Here is a 15609-nt window from a genome sequence, read left to right as displayed (position 1 = left end):
TTTGCTGTGTGGTTTGTCTTGATAACTTCCCACGATAGCAGAGTTGTCCCGGCCCTTCTTTCGTTCACTTCGTCCCAACATCCTTCAGGCAGGCCGCCTTCTTTCGCCCTCGCCGTCCACGGGATATCTCACGCCGTCAGTTCCTGGAGAGCGGCGGACGTAACACCCCGCTTGGTTGCGGGCGGTCGGTCAAATTTACGCCACATAAGTTTGCGCGGATCAGGATCACGATGATCGTCCATCTTGTTGAAGACGGAGATCGATCATGATTGAAGAGCTATTCAAGCGCCCCACGGCGCTGGCGCGCTACCGGGAAGGCCCGCTTGCAAAAGCGCGAGAACAATTTCTCGACCGATGTGCCAACGATGGTTACTCACGCTCGATGCTGCAGAAGATCGCTTGGGTACTCCTGGCCGTCGCAGAGGGCCTTGACCTTGAGCATGGGAAGGTCAGTACGCAGGACATTGAGCGCGCTGCGGACTGCAGACGACGGTTGAGACATCAGCCCATCCGTACCGAGGACTCGGTGTGGACACGCCAGATGTTTATCCACTTCGCGACGGAATGGCTGCGATACCTGGACTGCCTTCAGCAGACCGAAGAGGCACCGAACGCCTTCATGGCTCAGATTGACGCCTTTGCCTGCCATATGCGCGACGAACGAGGCCTGTCGCCAGTGACGATCAGCACGCGTTGTGAGCGCCTGACCTGGTTCTTTGCCGGACTGTGCCCGCCCCGGGATACGTTGAGCGCGATTACCGTTGCCGATGTCGACGCCTTCATTGAGTCGAAGAGTAAGAAAGGTTGGACACGTGCCTCTTTGGCCGCGTTGTCCAGTTCGTTGCGCAGCTTCTTCGCCTTCGCCGAAGCCCGCGGGTGGTGCCCTTCGGGAATCACTGCGGTCATCGAATCGCCGCGGCTCTATACCCGTGAAGGTATCCCGGAAGGCCCAGGCTGGGACGACGTCCAGCGCCTCCTTGTCGCCACAAGCGGTGATCGACCGGCAGATATTCGCGACCACGCCATCCTGATGTTGCTCGCGGTCTACGGCCTGCGGCGAGGCGAGGTCGCGGCGTTGCGGCTGGACGATCTGGATTGGGAAGGCGAGTCGATCCACATCACGCGACCCAAGCAACGTCGTGCTCAGCGTTATCCTTTGCTGCACGCCGTGGGCGAGGCGATCTTGCGCTACCTGCGCGAAGTGCGACCGCGCTGCGGGCATCGGGCATTGTTCTTGACGCTCGGCGCACCCATTCGCCCGCTGTCGGCGCCGAGCATTACGCCGGTTGCGCATGCCCATCTGAGTCGCCTGGGCCTCACCCTGTCGCCACGTGGGGCGCACTGTTTGCGGCACGCCTGTGCCAGCCACCTTCTCGCGTCGGGCTTCTCCCTGAAGCAGATTGGCGACCATCTCGGACATCGCAGCGCCAATTCGACCCTGAGCTATACCAAGGTCGACCTGACGGGGCTGCGGCAGGTGGCCGAACTCGATCTGGGGGCACTGCTATGACGCTCTCCGCGCAGGTTTCCATGTACATCGCTCATAAGCGCGCCTTGGGATACAAGTTCGAGACCGAGGAGGCGATCTTCAAATCCTTCTGCCGGACCGTCGGTGAAGGCCCACTGGCCAGCGTTGAAGGCAAGTCCGTGCTCGCTTTCCTGAACGGCAACGGACCGGTGAGCGCGTACTGGGTCAAGAAGTACCACGTGCTTTCGGGGTTCTACCGCTTCGCCCTGGCACGTGGTTTGGTCAGCAGCGTGCCGTTGCCGTACAGCCTACCGAGGCTGGACACTCCCGTCTTCGTGCCCTACATCTACTCCCACGACGAACTCAAGCGCCTGCTCGACGCGGTCCCCATCGCCTGTACCGGCCGAGCGCCAATCGACGCGTATGTCTTCAGAGCCTTGCTCTTGCTGCTCTACGGGGCGGGGCTCCGCATCAGCGAAGCCGTCTCGCTGAACATCGCTGATGTCGACCTCGAGCAAGCCCGCCTGATCGTCCGGGGGACGAAGTTCTACAAGAGCCGGCTTGTGCCACTGGGCAAGGATCTGACGCATGTCATGAGCGAGTATGTGGGCAAACGCAACGACCGCCACTCAGGCGGCGGGGACACGCCGTTCTTCTGCTTCCGGAACGGCGCGCCGCTGAGCAAGTCTGCCGCGCGCTGCACCTTTCGACGCCTGCGAACTGCCGCCGGCGTTGCCCGCGACGGTGGCTCAAGAGAGCAGCCACGACTCCACGACTTGCGTCATTCGGCCGCCGTTCATCGGCTCGTCGCCTGGTATCGCAGCGGCGCAGACCTGCACGATCTCCTGCCCAAGCTGGCGACCTACCTCGGCCACGTGAACCTGTCGGCCACGCAACACTATTTGACGATGACGCCTGACTTGCTTCAAGAGGCAAGCCGGCGATTCGAACGTTACGCCATGGAGAATGATCATGACTGACCACGCTTTGCTCGGACCTTGGGTCCGGCGTTTCCTGATCGACTATCTGGTGCAGGAGCGCAACCTTTCGATCAACACCCAGAGAAGCTATCGCGACATGCTGGCGCTGCTCCTCCCCTACGTTGGCGATCATCTCAAGAAATCGGTGGACCGACTGACCGTCGAAGATCTGTCGGTAGATCTGGTCCGCCAGTTCCTCGCTGATCTGGAAGCGAGGCGTCGCTGTATCGCCGCCACTCGCAATCAACGCCTCGGCGGCCTTCACGCCTTGGCTCGATTCATCGGCCAGAACAGTCCCGAGCACATCGCGTGGTGCGCACAGATCCGGCTGATCCCCTTCAAGAAAACGGCTCACCCTGGCATCACCTATCTCGAGAAACCGGAAATGGATGCGATCCTGGCGTCTCCGGATCGCCATACCGCTCTGGGTCGGCGCGACTACGTGCTGTTGCTCTTCCTCTACAACTCGGGGGCGCGCGCGAGCGAAGCGGCGGAGGTCCGGGTCAGCGCCATTGACTGGTATGCTCAATGCGTTCGAATCACCGGCAAGGGTAACAAACGGCGTGCCTGTCCATTGTGGCCAAACACCTTGGATGAGTTGCAGTTCCTGGTGGCAAACCGCGCGCCGGAGCAGCGTCTGTTTCTGAACCGCAACGGTCAGCCTCTTACTCGCTTCGGCATCCATACGCTGGTCGAACGCTACGCATCCAGAGCTTGTGCGCAATCACCGTCGCTGGCCAGCAAGCGAGTCAGCCCGCACGTGATTCGCCACACCGCGGCAACCCATCTGCTACGGTCCGGCGCCGACATCAACACTGTCCGTGCCTGGCTGGGTCACGTTTCGCTCGCCACGACAAATCTCTATGCAGAGACCGATCTTGCGACCAAGGCCCGTGCACTGGCCATGTGCGCGCCGGCGGCAGAGGGCGCGATCAATAAGTCCTGGCGCCAACAGCCAGACCTGCTGGCTTTCTTGCGCGGTTTGTAGACAAAGTTTATGTGGCATTTGCCCGGCTCCCGGCCTCGTGTCTTCAAGAGAATGAGGCCCGGGGCCACATATCTTTGAGCGCCACATACTGATAGTTACGTGGCCGGCCACGTAACTATCAAAATGCCAAACAGGAATCGTTTTGGGGGCGCATCGAAGGGCGCCTGATGGCGATGCTCGAAGGCGAGAAATTGCTGACGCTGGACCTGCTCAATCAGGCCAGCCAGGCCTGGGTCGAACAAGAGTACCACCGTACGCTCCATTCCGAGATCGATGCGACCCCCTTGGCGCGCTATCTCGCTGGGCCCAGTGTTCGCCGTGACTGCCCGGATACTGGCACGCTGCAGGCCGCCTTCCGGATTGAGGTCGCGCGCCGCCAGCGGCGTGCCGATGGCACGGTCAGTCTGGCTGGCATACGCTTCGAGATCCCCGCCAGTTATCGGCACCTGCCGGTGGTTCATCTACGCTACGCCCGCTGGGACCTCAGGCACGTCGATCTCGTGGATCCGAGCACCGGCGTCGTGCTTTGCCCGGTCAAGGTGCTCGACAAGTCGGCCAACGCCGATGGTCAGCGTCGGCGCCTCGCGCCCGTCACGACAGAGGCTCTGGCGCCGCCGTCTACCGGGATCGCGCCGCTGCTGCGCCAGCTGCTCGCTGACTACGCTGCGACGGGCTTGCCGCCTGCGTATTTGCCGTCCGCCGACAAGGAGCCGGCATGAACCATCGGCTCCTCGCCCTCTACGGGCTGAAGTGGAATCCCTTCTCCCCTGAATTGCCAATCGAGGCCCTCTTTGTTCCGCCCCGGATCGAGAACTTCTGCTGGCGAATCGAACACGCTCAGATCCGCGAAGGGGGCTTCGCGATGATCCACGGCGATCCAGGCACCGGCAAAAGCGTGGCCTTGCGCCTCCTGGCCGACCGTCTGGGAAGTCAGTCGGACGTCACCGTCGGCGCGATCAACCATCCGCAGAGCAACCTGGCCGATTTCTATCGCGAAATGGGCGACATCTTCACCGTGCCCTTGCGCCCGCATAACCGCTGGGGTGGCTTCAAGGCTCTGCGCGAAGTCTGGTTCGCGCATCTGGAAACGACCCGTCGCCGGGTGGTGTTGCTGGTCGATGAGGCGCAGGAGATGAGTCCGGCCGTTCTTTGCGAGTTGCGCCTGCTCGCCAGTGCGCGGTTCGATTCGCAGCCGCTCCTGTGTGTGGTGCTGGCCGGCGATGCGCGTCTCATCGAGAAGCTGCGTCGTGAGGAGTTGATCCCGCTCGGCTCCCGCATCCGTACCCGCCTCGCCACCGAGTATGCGTCGCGTGACGAGCTACTCGCCTGCCTGACCCATCTGCTGAGCCGCGCCGGGAACGCCAGCCTGATGACCCCCGCACTCTGTCATACGCTGTGCGATCACGCCGCCGGTAACTACCGCATCCTGACCACCCTCGCGGCCGAACTGCTCGCCGCCGCGGCGCAGCGTGAGTTGCCGCAACTCGACGAGAAACTTTACCTCGAGGTCTTCGCGTCACCCGAGGCCCCTGCGCTGCGTCGTGTGGCGGCCGGCCGGTGACGACCCTCCCGCCAGGCGACGGGCCCGCGCTGTTGTGCGATCACGCCCCAAGACCCTTGACCGCTGCCCCGGGCGGAACGACGCCTGCGGACCTTGGGAGGGGCTACCGCAGAACGTTCGGTTCTTCCCGTGACGGGCACAAAAACAGGAGGACAAGATGACCGAGCCCTTGGTGACCGTCACGAAAAGAGGCCGCCCACCCCAGGGCGAGCGAGCGATGACAGACCGAGAGCGCAAGCGTGCCCAGCGGATGCGCGACCGAAGAACGGTCATTGACGCCATCGGCAATGAGACCGACGCGCCACTTCGGGCGCTGCTCGACCTCCTGGGGCGAGTGGAGGTATCCGACCCGGCTCGTTCTTCGGCCCGACGGGCGTGGCTGGCTTTCGGTCAGCGGTACGGATTCATGACGGTCACGGAATGACCAGCGGCGACAGGAACGACGGACGGAAAGTCCGCTCGGGAGGCGTCGTCTTGGCCCTCTCGACGAACGAGCCGACAGAAGGGGGTGGCTCTTTGACCAGGAAAGGCGTCAAGAGGACCGTGGAATAAATGGGCCGGCTTCATCGGCCCGTTTATGCCGCGAAAGCCTCTTGACGCCTTGGAGGGTCCCGATGCTTGCGAGCAGTTGCCGGGGAAGAACTTGTTCATCCCCGGCGGCTGCCTCGCGACGAGCGCGGGGTCTGGGGCGGAGCCCCAGGGTCGCCTACCATCACCCCTACCAACCATCGCCGTAGGTGAACATCAGAACATCAAATCGGGTGATCACACTCACCAAGCCGCGCGTGCGAAGAACCCTGCGCGCTGGAGTCGACAGACTCGGAACTGGTCGCCCATCGCTGCGGTGACGCTCAACCCGGAACGGGATGGCGTCGTGGCCGCTGCTACCTCTACCAGCAAGAGTATGCCATTGGCAGCATGAACTCAGGCGACAACTATCTTGACATTTACCGACAGTGTGGCGAGCGCCATTGGCCAGTATCTCGTTCACCGCACCAAAGTGGTCGGCGCCGACGAGCATCTGTTCGTTTCCCATCGGGGCGGGCACCCGTTGGGCTATGCGATTGCCGCCGAGACCTTCCAGGCGGTGCTGGCCGCTGCCGGTGTAAACGCTCCCCCTGACAGACCCCGTCCACGACTTCACGATTTGCGCCATAGCTTTGCTGTCCGGGCACTGCAAACCTGTCCCGAGTCGCGCGACAGGGTCGCGCAGCACACGCTGGCGCTCACTACCTACATGGGCCATGCCCATGTCTCCGATACCTACTGGTATCTCGACAGCACGCCACAGTTGACGAGCGACATCGCCAGTGCCTGCGAAGCCTATTTACAAGGAGGTGCATCATGACCCCAATAGCCCCTCATATCACAGCATACCTCCTTGAGCGGTTGCCGTTAGAACGCGGTGCCAGTCCCCATACCTGCGACAGCTATGCCTATACCTTTCGCCTGTTATTCGAATTCGCCAGTGCCCGCTTCAAGGTCACGCCATCCAAGCTCTTTCTGGAGCAGCTTGACGCGCCGTTGGTGATGGATTTTCTTGCTGACCTCGAGGCTTCTCGCGGCAACACCGCCAGAACTCGCAACGCCCGGCTTGCCGCCATCAAGTCATTCATGCGCTATCTCGAGTACCGTGATCCATCGTTGCTGGAGCAGAGTCTGCGTATCCAGGCAATTCCGTCGAAGAAGACAGACACCGTCCTCATCAACTACCTGACTCAGGTGGAAATGGAAGCCGTCCTGAACGCCCCAAATGTAAGTACCCGCATCGGCATCCGGGATCGTGCCATGTTGCATATCAGCTTGGCCGCTGGGCTGCGCGTATCCGAGTTGACTGGACTGCTTTTGTCTGACCTGGCGTTGCAGCCGGTGCCGACGATACGCATCACGGGTAAGGGCCGGAAAGAACGTGCATTGCCTCTGTGGAAGCAAGCTGCGGTCGACTTGCGCGCATGGCTGGCGATTCGCGGCAATGTGTTGACACCGGAGCTGTTCGTCAATGCACGCGGACAGGCGATGACACGCGCTGGCTTTGCCTTCGTTCTGAAGCAGTACGCCCAGACGGCCGCTGAATATTGCCCATCGCTACGCGATAAACAGGTTTCGCCGCACGTGCTGCGACACACCTGCGCCATGGTGCTTTTCCAGGCGACCAAGGATCTGCGCAAGGTCTCGCTTTGGCTTGGCCACGCGCAGATGCAGACGACCGAGGTTTACCTGCGGGCAGACCCCATGGAGAAGATCGAGACGATTGAGGGAATGACGCCGTTACGGCTCAAGCGAGGACGTTTCACCGTGCCGGACAAACTGATCGCTTCCTTGCAGACCCACTAACGGCAGACGCAGACATGCTGGAGGACGTAGTTCCTTCTCGCCCCGTGCCTCCTGCGGCGATAGAGCGATAGCTGAATTTTTATGGAAAGCTGCTCAAGCCGGCGAGGTGGCAAGAAAGACTATCGTCGACGTCAGCTTTCCATAATTTGCCCGTTTCCATAAGAACGGAAAACCGGGTTAGGTGTTTGTCATCGTCAGACTAGCCAAGGCTACAGCCGTACGCTTCCCCCATTTCGGCCCAAAGGTAGGTGTGGCCCCAGATCAGGGCAAGCGCGCTGCCTATTCGTCGTCTGCGGGATTGCGCAAGGATTGCATTCGCAGCAAGCAAACCTGGTTGGTGTGCTATGCCCAGTTGTCCAGGATTAGCGGTGCAGCGATCCGCTCGTAATGGCGGCTGTTGTTGGTGACTAACACCGCACCGGCTGACAACGAGTGTGCGGCGATCATCATATCCAGTTCGCCGATCGGTTGCCCCGTGCTAACGAGTTGGTGGCGGATTTCGGCGTACCAGTCGGCGGCATCGGCGTCCCACGGCAGGATGCGGACGATCTTGAAGAACTGGCGCACCGCCAGATGCAAACGATGGTCGCCCGCCAATCGCTTCAGGCCATATTGCAATTCCGCCCGCGTCATCACCGAGATGCAAACCATCGACGGCATGAGGGCCGCCAGCTTGGTTTCTATCGCGCGCGATTTTCCCTTGATCAGGTAGCTTGCCGTGTCGGTGTCCAGCATATGCAGCATCGCTAGCGGCTCACCTTGTTGTTCGTAGAGAGATCGTCGTCGAAGACGCCTCGTTCTTGAGGCAACACATTCAGCGGGCGCTCGGCCATGAAATCTGCGGGAACGTCGACTTCATGCAACAACTCGAAAAATTCGTTCCAGGTTTTGGCCCCCGGCCGGTTGGACAGCACGACATCGCCGGTTGCATCGTCGCGCGTGACATAGACCTCGTCCCCTTCAAAGCGGAAGTCCGAGGGGAGACGCACCGCCTGACTGGCGCCGTTCTTGAACAGCTTGGCAATACGTGTCTCGATCATCACGGTTCTCCCTGGCGCAGCGCAAAAGTATATACGCAAGTATATACAATCTGCCGAAGCAGGCCAACTTTTCCTCGTTTCTAGCCAATTGGGATGGTCAAATAGACGCTGGCCAACTTACATTGCCTTTCACATTATTGGCTACTTGATCTATAGTTGGCCAAGTTCCGTATACCCATCTTGGCCAGGCTCCATGAAAGTCGCCCGCATCTATCTCCGCGTCAGCACCGATGAACAGAACCTCACCCGTCAGGCCGAGATCGAGCACAGTACCCGGGCGGCCGATTACTACGTCGCCGGCGTCTACCGTGAGAAAGCATCCGGTGCCCGCGCCGACCGACCTGAACTGCTGCGGATGATCGCCGATCTGCAACCGGGCGAAGTGGTGGTCGCCGAGAAGATCGACCGCATCAGCCGACTCCCATTGGCCGAGGCCGAGCAACTGGTCGGCTCGATCCGGGCCAAAGGGGCGAGGCTGGCCGTACCGGGTTTGGTCGATCTCTCCGACTTGGCGGCTGACGCCGACGGCGTTGCCAAGATTGTGCTGGAGTCGGTGCAGGAACTTCTGCTCAAGCTGGCCCTGCAAATGGCTCGCGACGACTACGAGACACGCCGCGAGCGGCAGCGTCAGGGCGTGCAACTGGCCAAAGCGTCCGGCAAATACACCGGTCGGAAGCCGGATGCCACCACACACCAGCGCATAGTTGCCCTACGCCGGGCGGGCCATACGATCCAGAAAACCGCCAAGCTGGCTGGGTGTAGCGAAAGTCAGGTCAAACGCATTTGGGCCATGTACCAAGGGTCATCTCAGAGAACGGAAAATAAAGCACGCTAGCGGCGAACCTGTCAGGTTCAAGTCTAAGACGTTTGGCCTGCAACGTCAGACAAGGCAGAAAGCTGCCCTAATCTAACGTGACTTGAGCGGTTCACCTGACGCTAATTTGAAACATAGCTCAAGATGACACCTTGCTTGAATGACTCACTATAAATCACTATGATTGTATTTCAATCACAAATAAGCAGAGCCGTCGCACAAACGAAGGAGATCTCGCAATGGCACAGACCGAAACCAAAGTGCTGACCGCACACGTTCCCATCCCCTTGGCCGAGAAGGTCGATCAGATGGCCGCTCGGCTTGAGAGGTCGCGCGGCTGGATCATTAAACAAGCGCTGTCGGCCTGGATCGACCAGGAGGAAGAGCGCAGTCGCCTGACCCGCGAGGCACTGGCCGATGTGGATGCCGGCCGGGTCATCGACCACCAAGCCGTGCAGGCATGGGCGGACAGCCTCAGCTCCGATACGCCATTGCCGGTGCCGCGCTAATGGACCTGAAATGGACCAGCAAGGCACTCTCCGACCTGGCTCGTCTATACGAATTTCTGGCCCCGGTAAACAAACCGGCGGCTGCACGCACCGTACAGGCGCTAGCGGCCGCGCCGTCTGCCTTGCTGGCCAACCCACGCATCGGCGAACGGATCGATGAGTTCGAGCCGCGCGAGGTGCGCCGGATTCGCGTGGGGCATTACGAGATGCGCTATGAAATTAAGAAAACTGCCATCTACGTGCTGCGGCTGTGGCACACCCGAGAGGATCGCTGATGGGCACTGCCGCCAACCTACCTGGCACCTCGAATTACATGAGGTTTTCGTGAATCCAGCCACTGCGCGTTAAGCGCGACCGATTCTGTTCAATGTGTACGACTAATTACCGCTTTTCCGAGCGATTCCGCCACGTTCTTGCTCCGAATCGCCTCTGGGAGCCGTGATTCCGCCCACAACTGGCGTCAGAAGGCCTCAATCCAGCCTTTGCTGGAGTACATCAACCGGTGCACGCCAAGTGGCTATCGCCGTGTCAGCTGCTGGGTGCATCAAGACGGCTGACAGCAGAACGAGAAAGACAGCGCTCAGCGCTGCGGCGCAACTCCCAGAAACCACTCTTGCGGAAAGTCAATCCGGCCCAAGCGTTGTTCTGGCGGCACACCCTCCTTGGGGTACTGCGTCCCGAAGCGCCAATACCATCGCCACAGCGTGCCGTCCTGGCGCAACAGGAAGACAGCCGCGCCTATACTGCCCCAGTAGTCGTTCTCCTGGAACAGCTTCACTCCACCGCTCACCAAAACGTCGGGTTTACGCACGAGCAGGTTGCGGCGTAAGTTGGCGTCATCACGCCTGTCGCTATGGTAGTCGAGCAAAGTACCATCCGAGCGTAGCGCTAGCAGGTGGATACCCTGGGCCTCGTCGTACGCAAAAGCCATGTCGGCGAAGCCGCAACCCAGCGGCTCCATGCGCACTTTCATGGCTCGTTCCTGGCTCACCCACAGACTGCCGTCAAGCTTGCGGGCGGCGACCAGCGTCGAATCTTTCGAGATCTTGACGTCTACCCAGTCCTGGCCCACCAGTCGGGGCCATGGACTTTCGTTCAAGCCCGGCAGCGCCTCGGGCGTAGTGAGCACGGTCACCAATCGTGGTGGAATTCGCTGCCTGACTGGTCAAGCAGGGTGATGTTGAGGTGGTGACCCCCCTCAGGGGGCTTGAACAAACGCACCCGTTGGGGGAGTCTCTGGTTTCGATGCCAAGAGACCAGTCCAGTGTGCCATGCCCTCCTGCAAAAACCCCACTTTTTTCGATGGTTGCTGCGTGTTGACACGGAGCTGGCGGACGAGGCGCGAGCGGCAGGATGTGCGTGCGGCGGCGTTCTGCACCGCGCTGACTATCCGCGAAAGCCCCGTGGGTGCCCGCCGGAAGTGCGCGCCGACTTTGCTCGGCGGTTCAGCTTCTGCTGCAACGATTGTCGCCGTCGGACGACCTCGATGTCCGTACGTTTCCTGGGCCGGCGCGTCTATCTGGCGCTGCTGGTAGTGCTGGGTTCTGCCCGGCATGCCGGGCAGAACCCAGCAGCGGCGCGGCTCTCCACGACCCTGGCGATTCCGTTGCTTACCCTGGCGCGTTGGCGCCAGTGGTGGAAAGAACAATTTCCGCTGACCGCGCTATGGCAAGCGTGTTGTGCGCGCTTCATGCCGCCGGTAACTGACGACTTCCCGAGCCGTTTGCTGGAACGTTTTGTCGGCGATGACACAGAAGCCATGGGGCATCTTCTCCTCTTTCTGGCGCCGATCACGGTCCGGCCGAGCACGTTGCGTGGGGGGTGCTGATGACCCGCAGAAGATGTCGATAGGCCCGTTCCTCAAGGGCTTGTAGCCTTCACTTCCCGTCCTGGTGCCGCCGGCACCGACCTTCTGGAAGACCCTTTTGACCTCTCTCATCGATCCCCTCAAACGCGATCGCTGGGCGCGCCTGCGCTTTGCGATCATCGGCCCCTTGCTGGCGGCTCCGCCCGCCGCCGGCGAGTTATCCCCGGCGCTGCGCGCCCTGTCGACCAAGTCCTGGCGGCATCCGGTATCAGGACAGGAGGTTCGCTTTGGCGCCTCGACAATTGAGCGCTGGTACTACGCGGCCCGCGCGGCCGCCGATCCGGTAGCGGTTCTCAGGAATCGCCTGCGCAGCAACGTCGGTCGGTTCACGAGCATCACGCCCGTGGCCATCCAGATTCTGACGGCCCAGTACCACGAGCATCCGGGCTGGACGGTGCAACTGCACTTCGACAACCTCCGTGTCGCACTGGCCGGGAGCGACTCTTCCCTGGCGTCGTATCCGACGATCCGTCGCTATCTCAAGGCCCGGGGAATGTTCCGCCAGGCGTCCGCCAAACGGGCAACCGCCGGGGCGCTGTTGGCCCGGGATCGGCTCGACCGGCTGGAGGTCAGGAGCTACGAAGTCGACTATGTCGGCGCACTCTGGCATCTCGACTTCCATCACGCCTCACGCAAGGTTCTGACCCGAACCGGCCTGTGGGTCAAGCCGCTGCTGTTTAGCGTGATCGACGATCGCTCCCGGCTGGTCTGCCATCTGCAGTGGTATCTCGACGAGACCGCCGAGAGCCTCGTGCACGGCTTGTCGCAGGCCTTCATGAAGCGCGGATTGCCACGAGCCCTGATGACCGACAACGGCGCCGCCATGCTCGCCGAAGAGACCGTCAGCGGCCTCGCCCGTCTGGGTGTCGTGCATCAGACAACCTTGCCGTATTCGCCCTATCAGTATGTGGCGCTCAAAGATATGTGGCCCCGGGCCTCATTCTCTTGAAGACACGAGGCCGGGAGCCGGGCAAATGCCACATAAACTTTGTCTACAAACCGCGCAAGAAAGCCAGCAGGTCTGGCTGTTGGCGCCAGGACTTATTGATCGCGCCCTCTGCCGCCGGCGCGCACATGGCCAGTGCACGGGCCTTGGTCGCAAGATCGGTCTCTGCATAGAGATTTGTCGTGGCGAGCGAAACGTGACCCAGCCAGGCACGGACAGTGTTGATGTCGGCGCCGGACCGTAGCAGATGGGTTGCCGCGGTGTGGCGAATCACGTGCGGGCTGACTCGCTTGCTGGCCAGCGACGGTGATTGCGCACAAGCTCTGGATGCGTAGCGTTCGACCAGCGTATGGATGCCGAAGCGAGTAAGAGGCTGACCGTTGCGGTTCAGAAACAGACGCTGCTCCGGCGCGCGGTTTGCCACCAGGAACTGCAACTCATCCAAGGTGTTTGGCCACAATGGACAGGCACGCCGTTTGTTACCCTTGCCGGTGATTCGAACGCATTGAGCATACCAGTCAATGGCGCTGACCCGGACCTCCGCCGCTTCGCTCGCGCGCGCCCCCGAGTTGTAGAGGAAGAGCAACAGCACGTAGTCGCGCCGACCCAGAGCGGTATGGCGATCCGGAGACGCCAGGATCGCATCCATTTCCGGTTTCTCGAGATAGGTGATGCCAGGGTGAGCCGTTTTCTTGAAGGGGATCAGCCGGATCTGTGCGCACCACGCGATGTGCTCGGGACTGTTCTGGCCGATGAATCGAGCCAAGGCGTGAAGGCCGCCGAGGCGTTGATTGCGAGTGGCGGCGATACAGCGACGCCTCGCTTCCAGATCAGCGAGGAACTGGCGGACCAGATCTACCGACAGATCTTCGACGGTCAGTCGGTCCACCGATTTCTTGAGATGATCGCCAACGTAGGGGAGGAGCAGCGCCAGCATGTCGCGATAGCTTCTCTGGGTGTTGATCGAAAGGTTGCGCTCCTGCACCAGATAGTCGATCAGGAAACGCCGGACCCAAGGTCCGAGCAAAGCGTGGTCAGTCATGATCATTCTCCATGGCGTAACGTTCGAATCGCCGGCTTGCCTCTTGAAGCAAGTCAGGCGTCATCGTCAAATAGTGTTGCGTGGCCGACAGGTTCACGTGGCCGAGGTAGGTCGCCAGCTTGGGCAGGAGATCGTGCAGGTCTGCGCCGCTGCGATACCAGGCGACGAGCCGATGAACGGCGGCCGAATGACGCAAGTCGTGGAGTCGTGGCTGCTCTCTTGAGCCACCGTCGCGGGCAACGCCGGCGGCAGTTCGCAGGCGTCGAAAGGTGCAGCGCGCGGCAGACTTGCTCAGCGGCGCGCCGTTCCGGAAGCAGAAGAACGGCGTGTCCCCGCCGCCTGAGTGGCGGTCGTTGCGTTTGCCCACATACTCGCTCATGACATGCGTCAGATCCTTGCCCAGTGGCACAAGCCGGCTCTTGTAGAACTTCGTCCCCCGGACGATCAGGCGGGCTTGCTCGAGGTCGACATCAGCGATGTTCAGCGAGACGGCTTCGCTGATGCGGAGCCCCGCCCCGTAGAGCAGCAAGAGCAAGGCTCTGAAGACATACGCGTCGATTGGCGCTCGGCCGGTACAGGCGATGGGGACCGCGTCGAGCAGGCGCTTGAGTTCGTCGTGGGAGTAGATGTAGGGCACGAAGACGGGAGTGTCCAGCCTCGGTAGGCTGTACGGCAACGGCACGCTGCTGACCAAACCACGTGCCAGAGCGAAGCGGTAGAACCCCGAAAGCACGTGGTACTTCTTGACCCAGTACGCGCTCACCGGTCCGTCGCCGTTCAGGAAAGCGAGCACGGACTTGCCTTCAACGCTGGCCAGTGGGCCTTCACCGACGGTCCGGCAGAAGGATTTGAAGATCGCCTCCTCGGTCTCGAACTTGTATCCCAAGGCGCGCTTATGAGCGATGTACATGGAAACCTGCGCGGAGAGCGTCATAGCAGTGCCCCCAGATCGAGTTCGGCCACCTGCCGCAGCCCCGTCAGGTCGACCTTGGTATAGCTCAGGGTCGAATTGGCGCTGCGATGTCCGAGATGGTCGCCAATCTGCTTCAGGGAGAAGCCCGACGCGAGAAGGTGGCTGGCACAGGCGTGCCGCAAACAGTGCGCCCCACGTGGCGACAGGGTGAGGCCCAGGCGACTCAGATGGGCATGCGCAACCGGCGTAATGCTCGGCGCCGACAGCGGGCGAATGGGTGCGCCGAGCGTCAAGAACAATGCCCGATGCCCGCAGCGCGGTCGCACTTCGCGCAGGTAGCGCAAGATCGCCTCGCCCACGGCGTGCAGCAAAGGATAACGCTGAGCACGACGTTGCTTGGGTCGCGTGATGTGGATCGACTCGCCTTCCCAATCCAGATCGTCCAGCCGCAACGCCGCGACCTCGCCTCGCCGCAGGCCGTAGACCGCGAGCAACATCAGGATGGCGTGGTCGCGAATATCTGCCGGTCGATCACCGCTTGTGGCGACAAGGAGGCGCTGGACGTCGTCCCAGCCTGGGCCTTCCGGGATACCTTCACGGGTATAGAGCCGCGGCGATTCGATGACCGCAGTGATTCCCGAAGGGCACCACCCGCGGGCTTCGGCGAAGGCGAAGAAGCTGCGCAACGAACTGGACAACGCGGCCAAAGAGGCACGTGTCCAACCTTTCTTACTCTTCGACTCAATGAAGGCGTCGACATCGGCAACGGTAATCGCGCTCAACGTATCCCGGGGCGGGCACAGTCCGGCAAAGAACCAGGTCAGGCGCTCACAACGCGTGCTGATCGTCACTGGCGACAGGCCTCGTTCGTCGCGCATATGGCAGGCAAAGGCGTCAATCTGAGCCATGAAGGCGTTCGGTGCCTCTTCGGTCTGCTGAAGGCAGTCCAGGTATCGCAGCCATTCCGTCGCGAAGTGGATAAACATCTGGCGTGTCCACACCGAGTCCTCGGTACGGATGGGCTGATGTCTCAACCGTCGTCTGCAGTCCGCAGCGCGCTCAATGTCCTGCGTACTGACCTTCCCATGCTCAAGGTCAAGGCCCTCTGCGACGGCCAGGAGTACCCAAGCGATCTTCTGCAGCATCG

General features: G+C 61.4%; 17 protein-coding genes and 2 pseudogenes. 13 read left to right on the top strand and 6 right to left on the bottom strand.

Annotated elements, in window-relative coordinates; genetic code table 11:
- The first annotated feature begins 382 nt into the window (after positions 1-382).
- The 8 genes and pseudogenes from QZ656_RS00815 (at position 383) to QZ656_RS00780 (ending at position 7331) form a co-directional block, all read left to right on the top strand.
- A complete protein-coding gene (locus QZ656_RS00815; RefSeq protein ID WP_291991598.1) occupies positions 383-1510 on the top strand; it encodes a tyrosine-type recombinase/integrase in 1128 nt (375 codons plus the stop codon).
- A gap of 20 nt (positions 1511-1530) precedes the next feature.
- Positions 1531-2448 (top strand): tyrosine-type recombinase/integrase, encoded by a 918-nt coding sequence (locus QZ656_RS00810; protein WP_291991611.1) that lies wholly within the window; start codon positions 1531-1533, stop codon positions 2446-2448.
- Positions 2441-3436: a tyrosine-type recombinase/integrase gene (locus QZ656_RS00805; protein WP_291991600.1), complete on the top strand. Its 996-nt coding sequence runs from the start codon at positions 2441-2443 to the stop codon at positions 3434-3436. Before QZ656_RS00810 ends, QZ656_RS00805 begins: the two co-directional genes overlap by 8 nt.
- Before the next feature lie 107 nt (positions 3437-3543).
- Positions 3544-4155 (top strand): annotated as a pseudogene (locus tag QZ656_RS00800) (IS481 family transposase); the annotation flags it as partial.
- Positions 4152-4997, top strand: coding sequence for an ATP-binding protein (locus tag QZ656_RS00795; protein ID WP_291991610.1), 846 nt, complete (start codon positions 4152-4154; stop codon positions 4995-4997). The pseudogene QZ656_RS00800 and the gene QZ656_RS00795, both read left to right, overlap by 4 nt.
- A 157-nt stretch (positions 4998-5154) precedes the next feature.
- Positions 5155-5421 (top strand): hypothetical protein, encoded by a 267-nt coding sequence (locus QZ656_RS00790; protein ID WP_291991609.1) that lies wholly within the window; start codon positions 5155-5157, stop codon positions 5419-5421.
- A gap of 516 nt (positions 5422-5937) precedes the next feature.
- Positions 5938-6345 carry a tyrosine-type recombinase/integrase gene (locus QZ656_RS00785; RefSeq protein WP_291991608.1) on the top strand — a complete coding sequence of 136 codons (408 nt, stop codon included), beginning with the start codon at positions 5938-5940 and terminating at the stop codon, positions 6343-6345.
- Entirely contained in the window at positions 6342-7331 is a 990-nt protein-coding gene (locus QZ656_RS00780; protein ID WP_291991607.1) for a tyrosine-type recombinase/integrase, read from the top strand. The genes QZ656_RS00785 and QZ656_RS00780 overlap by 4 nt, the downstream gene beginning before the upstream one ends.
- A 342-nt stretch (positions 7332-7673) precedes the next feature.
- Here QZ656_RS00780 and QZ656_RS00775 read toward each other — a convergent pair whose 3' ends face one another.
- Together QZ656_RS00775 and QZ656_RS00770 are read right to left on the bottom strand one after the other, a co-directional pair.
- Complete coding sequence (locus QZ656_RS00775) at positions 7674-8075, bottom strand: type II toxin-antitoxin system VapC family toxin (protein ID WP_291991606.1); 402 nt, start codon at positions 8073-8075, stop codon at positions 7674-7676.
- 2 nt (positions 8076-8077) lie between these two features.
- Positions 8078-8371 carry an AbrB/MazE/SpoVT family DNA-binding domain-containing protein gene (locus QZ656_RS00770; RefSeq protein WP_291992099.1) on the bottom strand — a complete coding sequence of 98 codons (294 nt, stop codon included), beginning with the start codon at positions 8369-8371 and terminating at the stop codon, positions 8078-8080.
- Between the two features lie 193 nt (positions 8372-8564).
- On the opposite strand from QZ656_RS00770, the gene QZ656_RS00765 reads away from it, so the two are divergent.
- The 3 genes from QZ656_RS00765 (at position 8565) to QZ656_RS00755 (ending at position 9969) form a co-directional block, all read left to right on the top strand.
- On the top strand, positions 8565-9206 hold the full coding sequence (locus tag QZ656_RS00765) for a recombinase family protein (RefSeq protein ID WP_291991605.1): 642 nt from the start codon (positions 8565-8567) through the stop codon (positions 9204-9206).
- 218 nt (positions 9207-9424) lie between these two features.
- Complete coding sequence (locus tag QZ656_RS00760; RefSeq protein ID WP_291991604.1) at positions 9425-9694, top strand: ribbon-helix-helix domain-containing protein; 270 nt, start codon at positions 9425-9427, stop codon at positions 9692-9694.
- Positions 9694-9969, top strand: coding sequence for a type II toxin-antitoxin system RelE/ParE family toxin (locus QZ656_RS00755; protein WP_291991603.1), 276 nt, complete (start codon positions 9694-9696; stop codon positions 9967-9969). Before QZ656_RS00760 ends, QZ656_RS00755 begins: the two co-directional genes overlap by 1 nt.
- Positions 9970-10274: 305 nt before the next feature.
- Here the strand turns inward: QZ656_RS00755 and QZ656_RS00750 are convergent, their stop codons facing one another.
- On the bottom strand, positions 10275-10832 hold the full coding sequence (locus QZ656_RS00750) for a hypothetical protein (protein WP_291991602.1): 558 nt from the start codon (positions 10830-10832) through the stop codon (positions 10275-10277).
- 348 nt (positions 10833-11180) lie between these two features.
- On the opposite strand from QZ656_RS00750, the gene QZ656_RS00745 reads away from it, so the two are divergent.
- Both QZ656_RS00745 and QZ656_RS00740 read left to right on the top strand, forming a co-directional pair.
- A complete protein-coding gene (locus tag QZ656_RS00745) occupies positions 11181-11522 on the top strand; it encodes a hypothetical protein (protein ID WP_291991601.1) in 342 nt (113 codons plus the stop codon).
- 97 nt (positions 11523-11619) lie between these two features.
- Positions 11620-12465, top strand: a pseudogene (locus QZ656_RS00740) (DDE-type integrase/transposase/recombinase); the annotation flags it as partial.
- Between the two features lie 88 nt (positions 12466-12553).
- On the opposite strand, the gene QZ656_RS00735 reads toward QZ656_RS00740, so the two are convergent.
- From QZ656_RS00735 to QZ656_RS00725, 3 genes are read right to left on the bottom strand one after another with little or no spacing between them, the layout of a single operon-like run.
- Positions 12554-13549, bottom strand: coding sequence for a tyrosine-type recombinase/integrase (locus tag QZ656_RS00735; protein ID WP_291991600.1), 996 nt, complete (start codon positions 13547-13549; stop codon positions 12554-12556).
- On the bottom strand, positions 13542-14459 hold the full coding sequence (locus QZ656_RS00730) for a tyrosine-type recombinase/integrase (RefSeq protein ID WP_291991599.1): 918 nt from the start codon (positions 14457-14459) through the stop codon (positions 13542-13544). Before QZ656_RS00730 ends, QZ656_RS00735 begins: the two co-directional genes overlap by 8 nt.
- 20 nt (positions 14460-14479) lie before the next feature.
- Positions 14480-15607 carry a tyrosine-type recombinase/integrase gene (locus tag QZ656_RS00725; protein WP_291991598.1) on the bottom strand — a complete coding sequence of 376 codons (1128 nt, stop codon included), beginning with the start codon at positions 15605-15607 and terminating at the stop codon, positions 14480-14482.
- Positions 15608-15609 lie beyond the last annotated feature (2 nt).

Source organism: Candidatus Accumulibacter sp. ACC003, assembly GCF_907163085.1.
Lineage (GTDB): Bacteria > Pseudomonadota > Gammaproteobacteria > Burkholderiales > Rhodocyclaceae > Accumulibacter.
The sequence above is the reverse complement of the archived record's forward strand: the minus strand, read 5'-3'. Positions and strand labels throughout refer to the sequence as shown.

Coding starts and splice junctions, on each gene's coding strand:
- QZ656_RS00815 (WP_291991598.1), top strand. CDS start 383: ATGCTGCAGAAGATCGCTTGGGTACTCCTGGCCGTCGCAGAGGGCCTT.
- QZ656_RS00810 (WP_291991611.1), top strand. CDS start 1,531: ATGTACATCGCTCATAAGCGCGCCTTGGGATACAAGTTCGAGACCGAG.
- QZ656_RS00805 (WP_291991600.1), top strand. CDS start 2,441: ATGACTGACCACGCTTTGCTCGGACCTTGGGTCCGGCGTTTCCTGATC.
- QZ656_RS00795 (WP_291991610.1), top strand. CDS start 4,152: ATGAACCATCGGCTCCTCGCCCTCTACGGGCTGAAGTGGAATCCCTTC.
- QZ656_RS00790 (WP_291991609.1), top strand. CDS start 5,155: ATGACCGAGCCCTTGGTGACCGTCACGAAAAGAGGCCGCCCACCCCAG.
- QZ656_RS00780 (WP_291991607.1), top strand. CDS start 6,342: ATGACCCCAATAGCCCCTCATATCACAGCATACCTCCTTGAGCGGTTG.
- QZ656_RS00775 (WP_291991606.1), bottom strand. CDS start 8,075: ATGCTGCATATGCTGGACACCGACACGGCAAGCTACCTGATCAAGGGA.
- QZ656_RS00770 (WP_291992099.1), bottom strand. CDS start 8,371: ATGATCGAGACACGTATTGCCAAGCTGTTCAAGAACGGCGCCAGTCAG.
- QZ656_RS00765 (WP_291991605.1), top strand. CDS start 8,565: ATGAAAGTCGCCCGCATCTATCTCCGCGTCAGCACCGATGAACAGAAC.
- QZ656_RS00760 (WP_291991604.1), top strand. CDS start 9,425: ATGGCACAGACCGAAACCAAAGTGCTGACCGCACACGTTCCCATCCCC.
- QZ656_RS00755 (WP_291991603.1), top strand. CDS start 9,694: ATGGACCTGAAATGGACCAGCAAGGCACTCTCCGACCTGGCTCGTCTA.
- QZ656_RS00745 (WP_291991601.1), top strand. CDS start 11,181: ATGTCCGTACGTTTCCTGGGCCGGCGCGTCTATCTGGCGCTGCTGGTA.
- QZ656_RS00735 (WP_291991600.1), bottom strand. CDS start 13,549: ATGACTGACCACGCTTTGCTCGGACCTTGGGTCCGGCGTTTCCTGATC.
- QZ656_RS00730 (WP_291991599.1), bottom strand. CDS start 14,459: ATGTACATCGCTCATAAGCGCGCCTTGGGATACAAGTTCGAGACCGAG.
- QZ656_RS00725 (WP_291991598.1), bottom strand. CDS start 15,607: ATGCTGCAGAAGATCGCTTGGGTACTCCTGGCCGTCGCAGAGGGCCTT.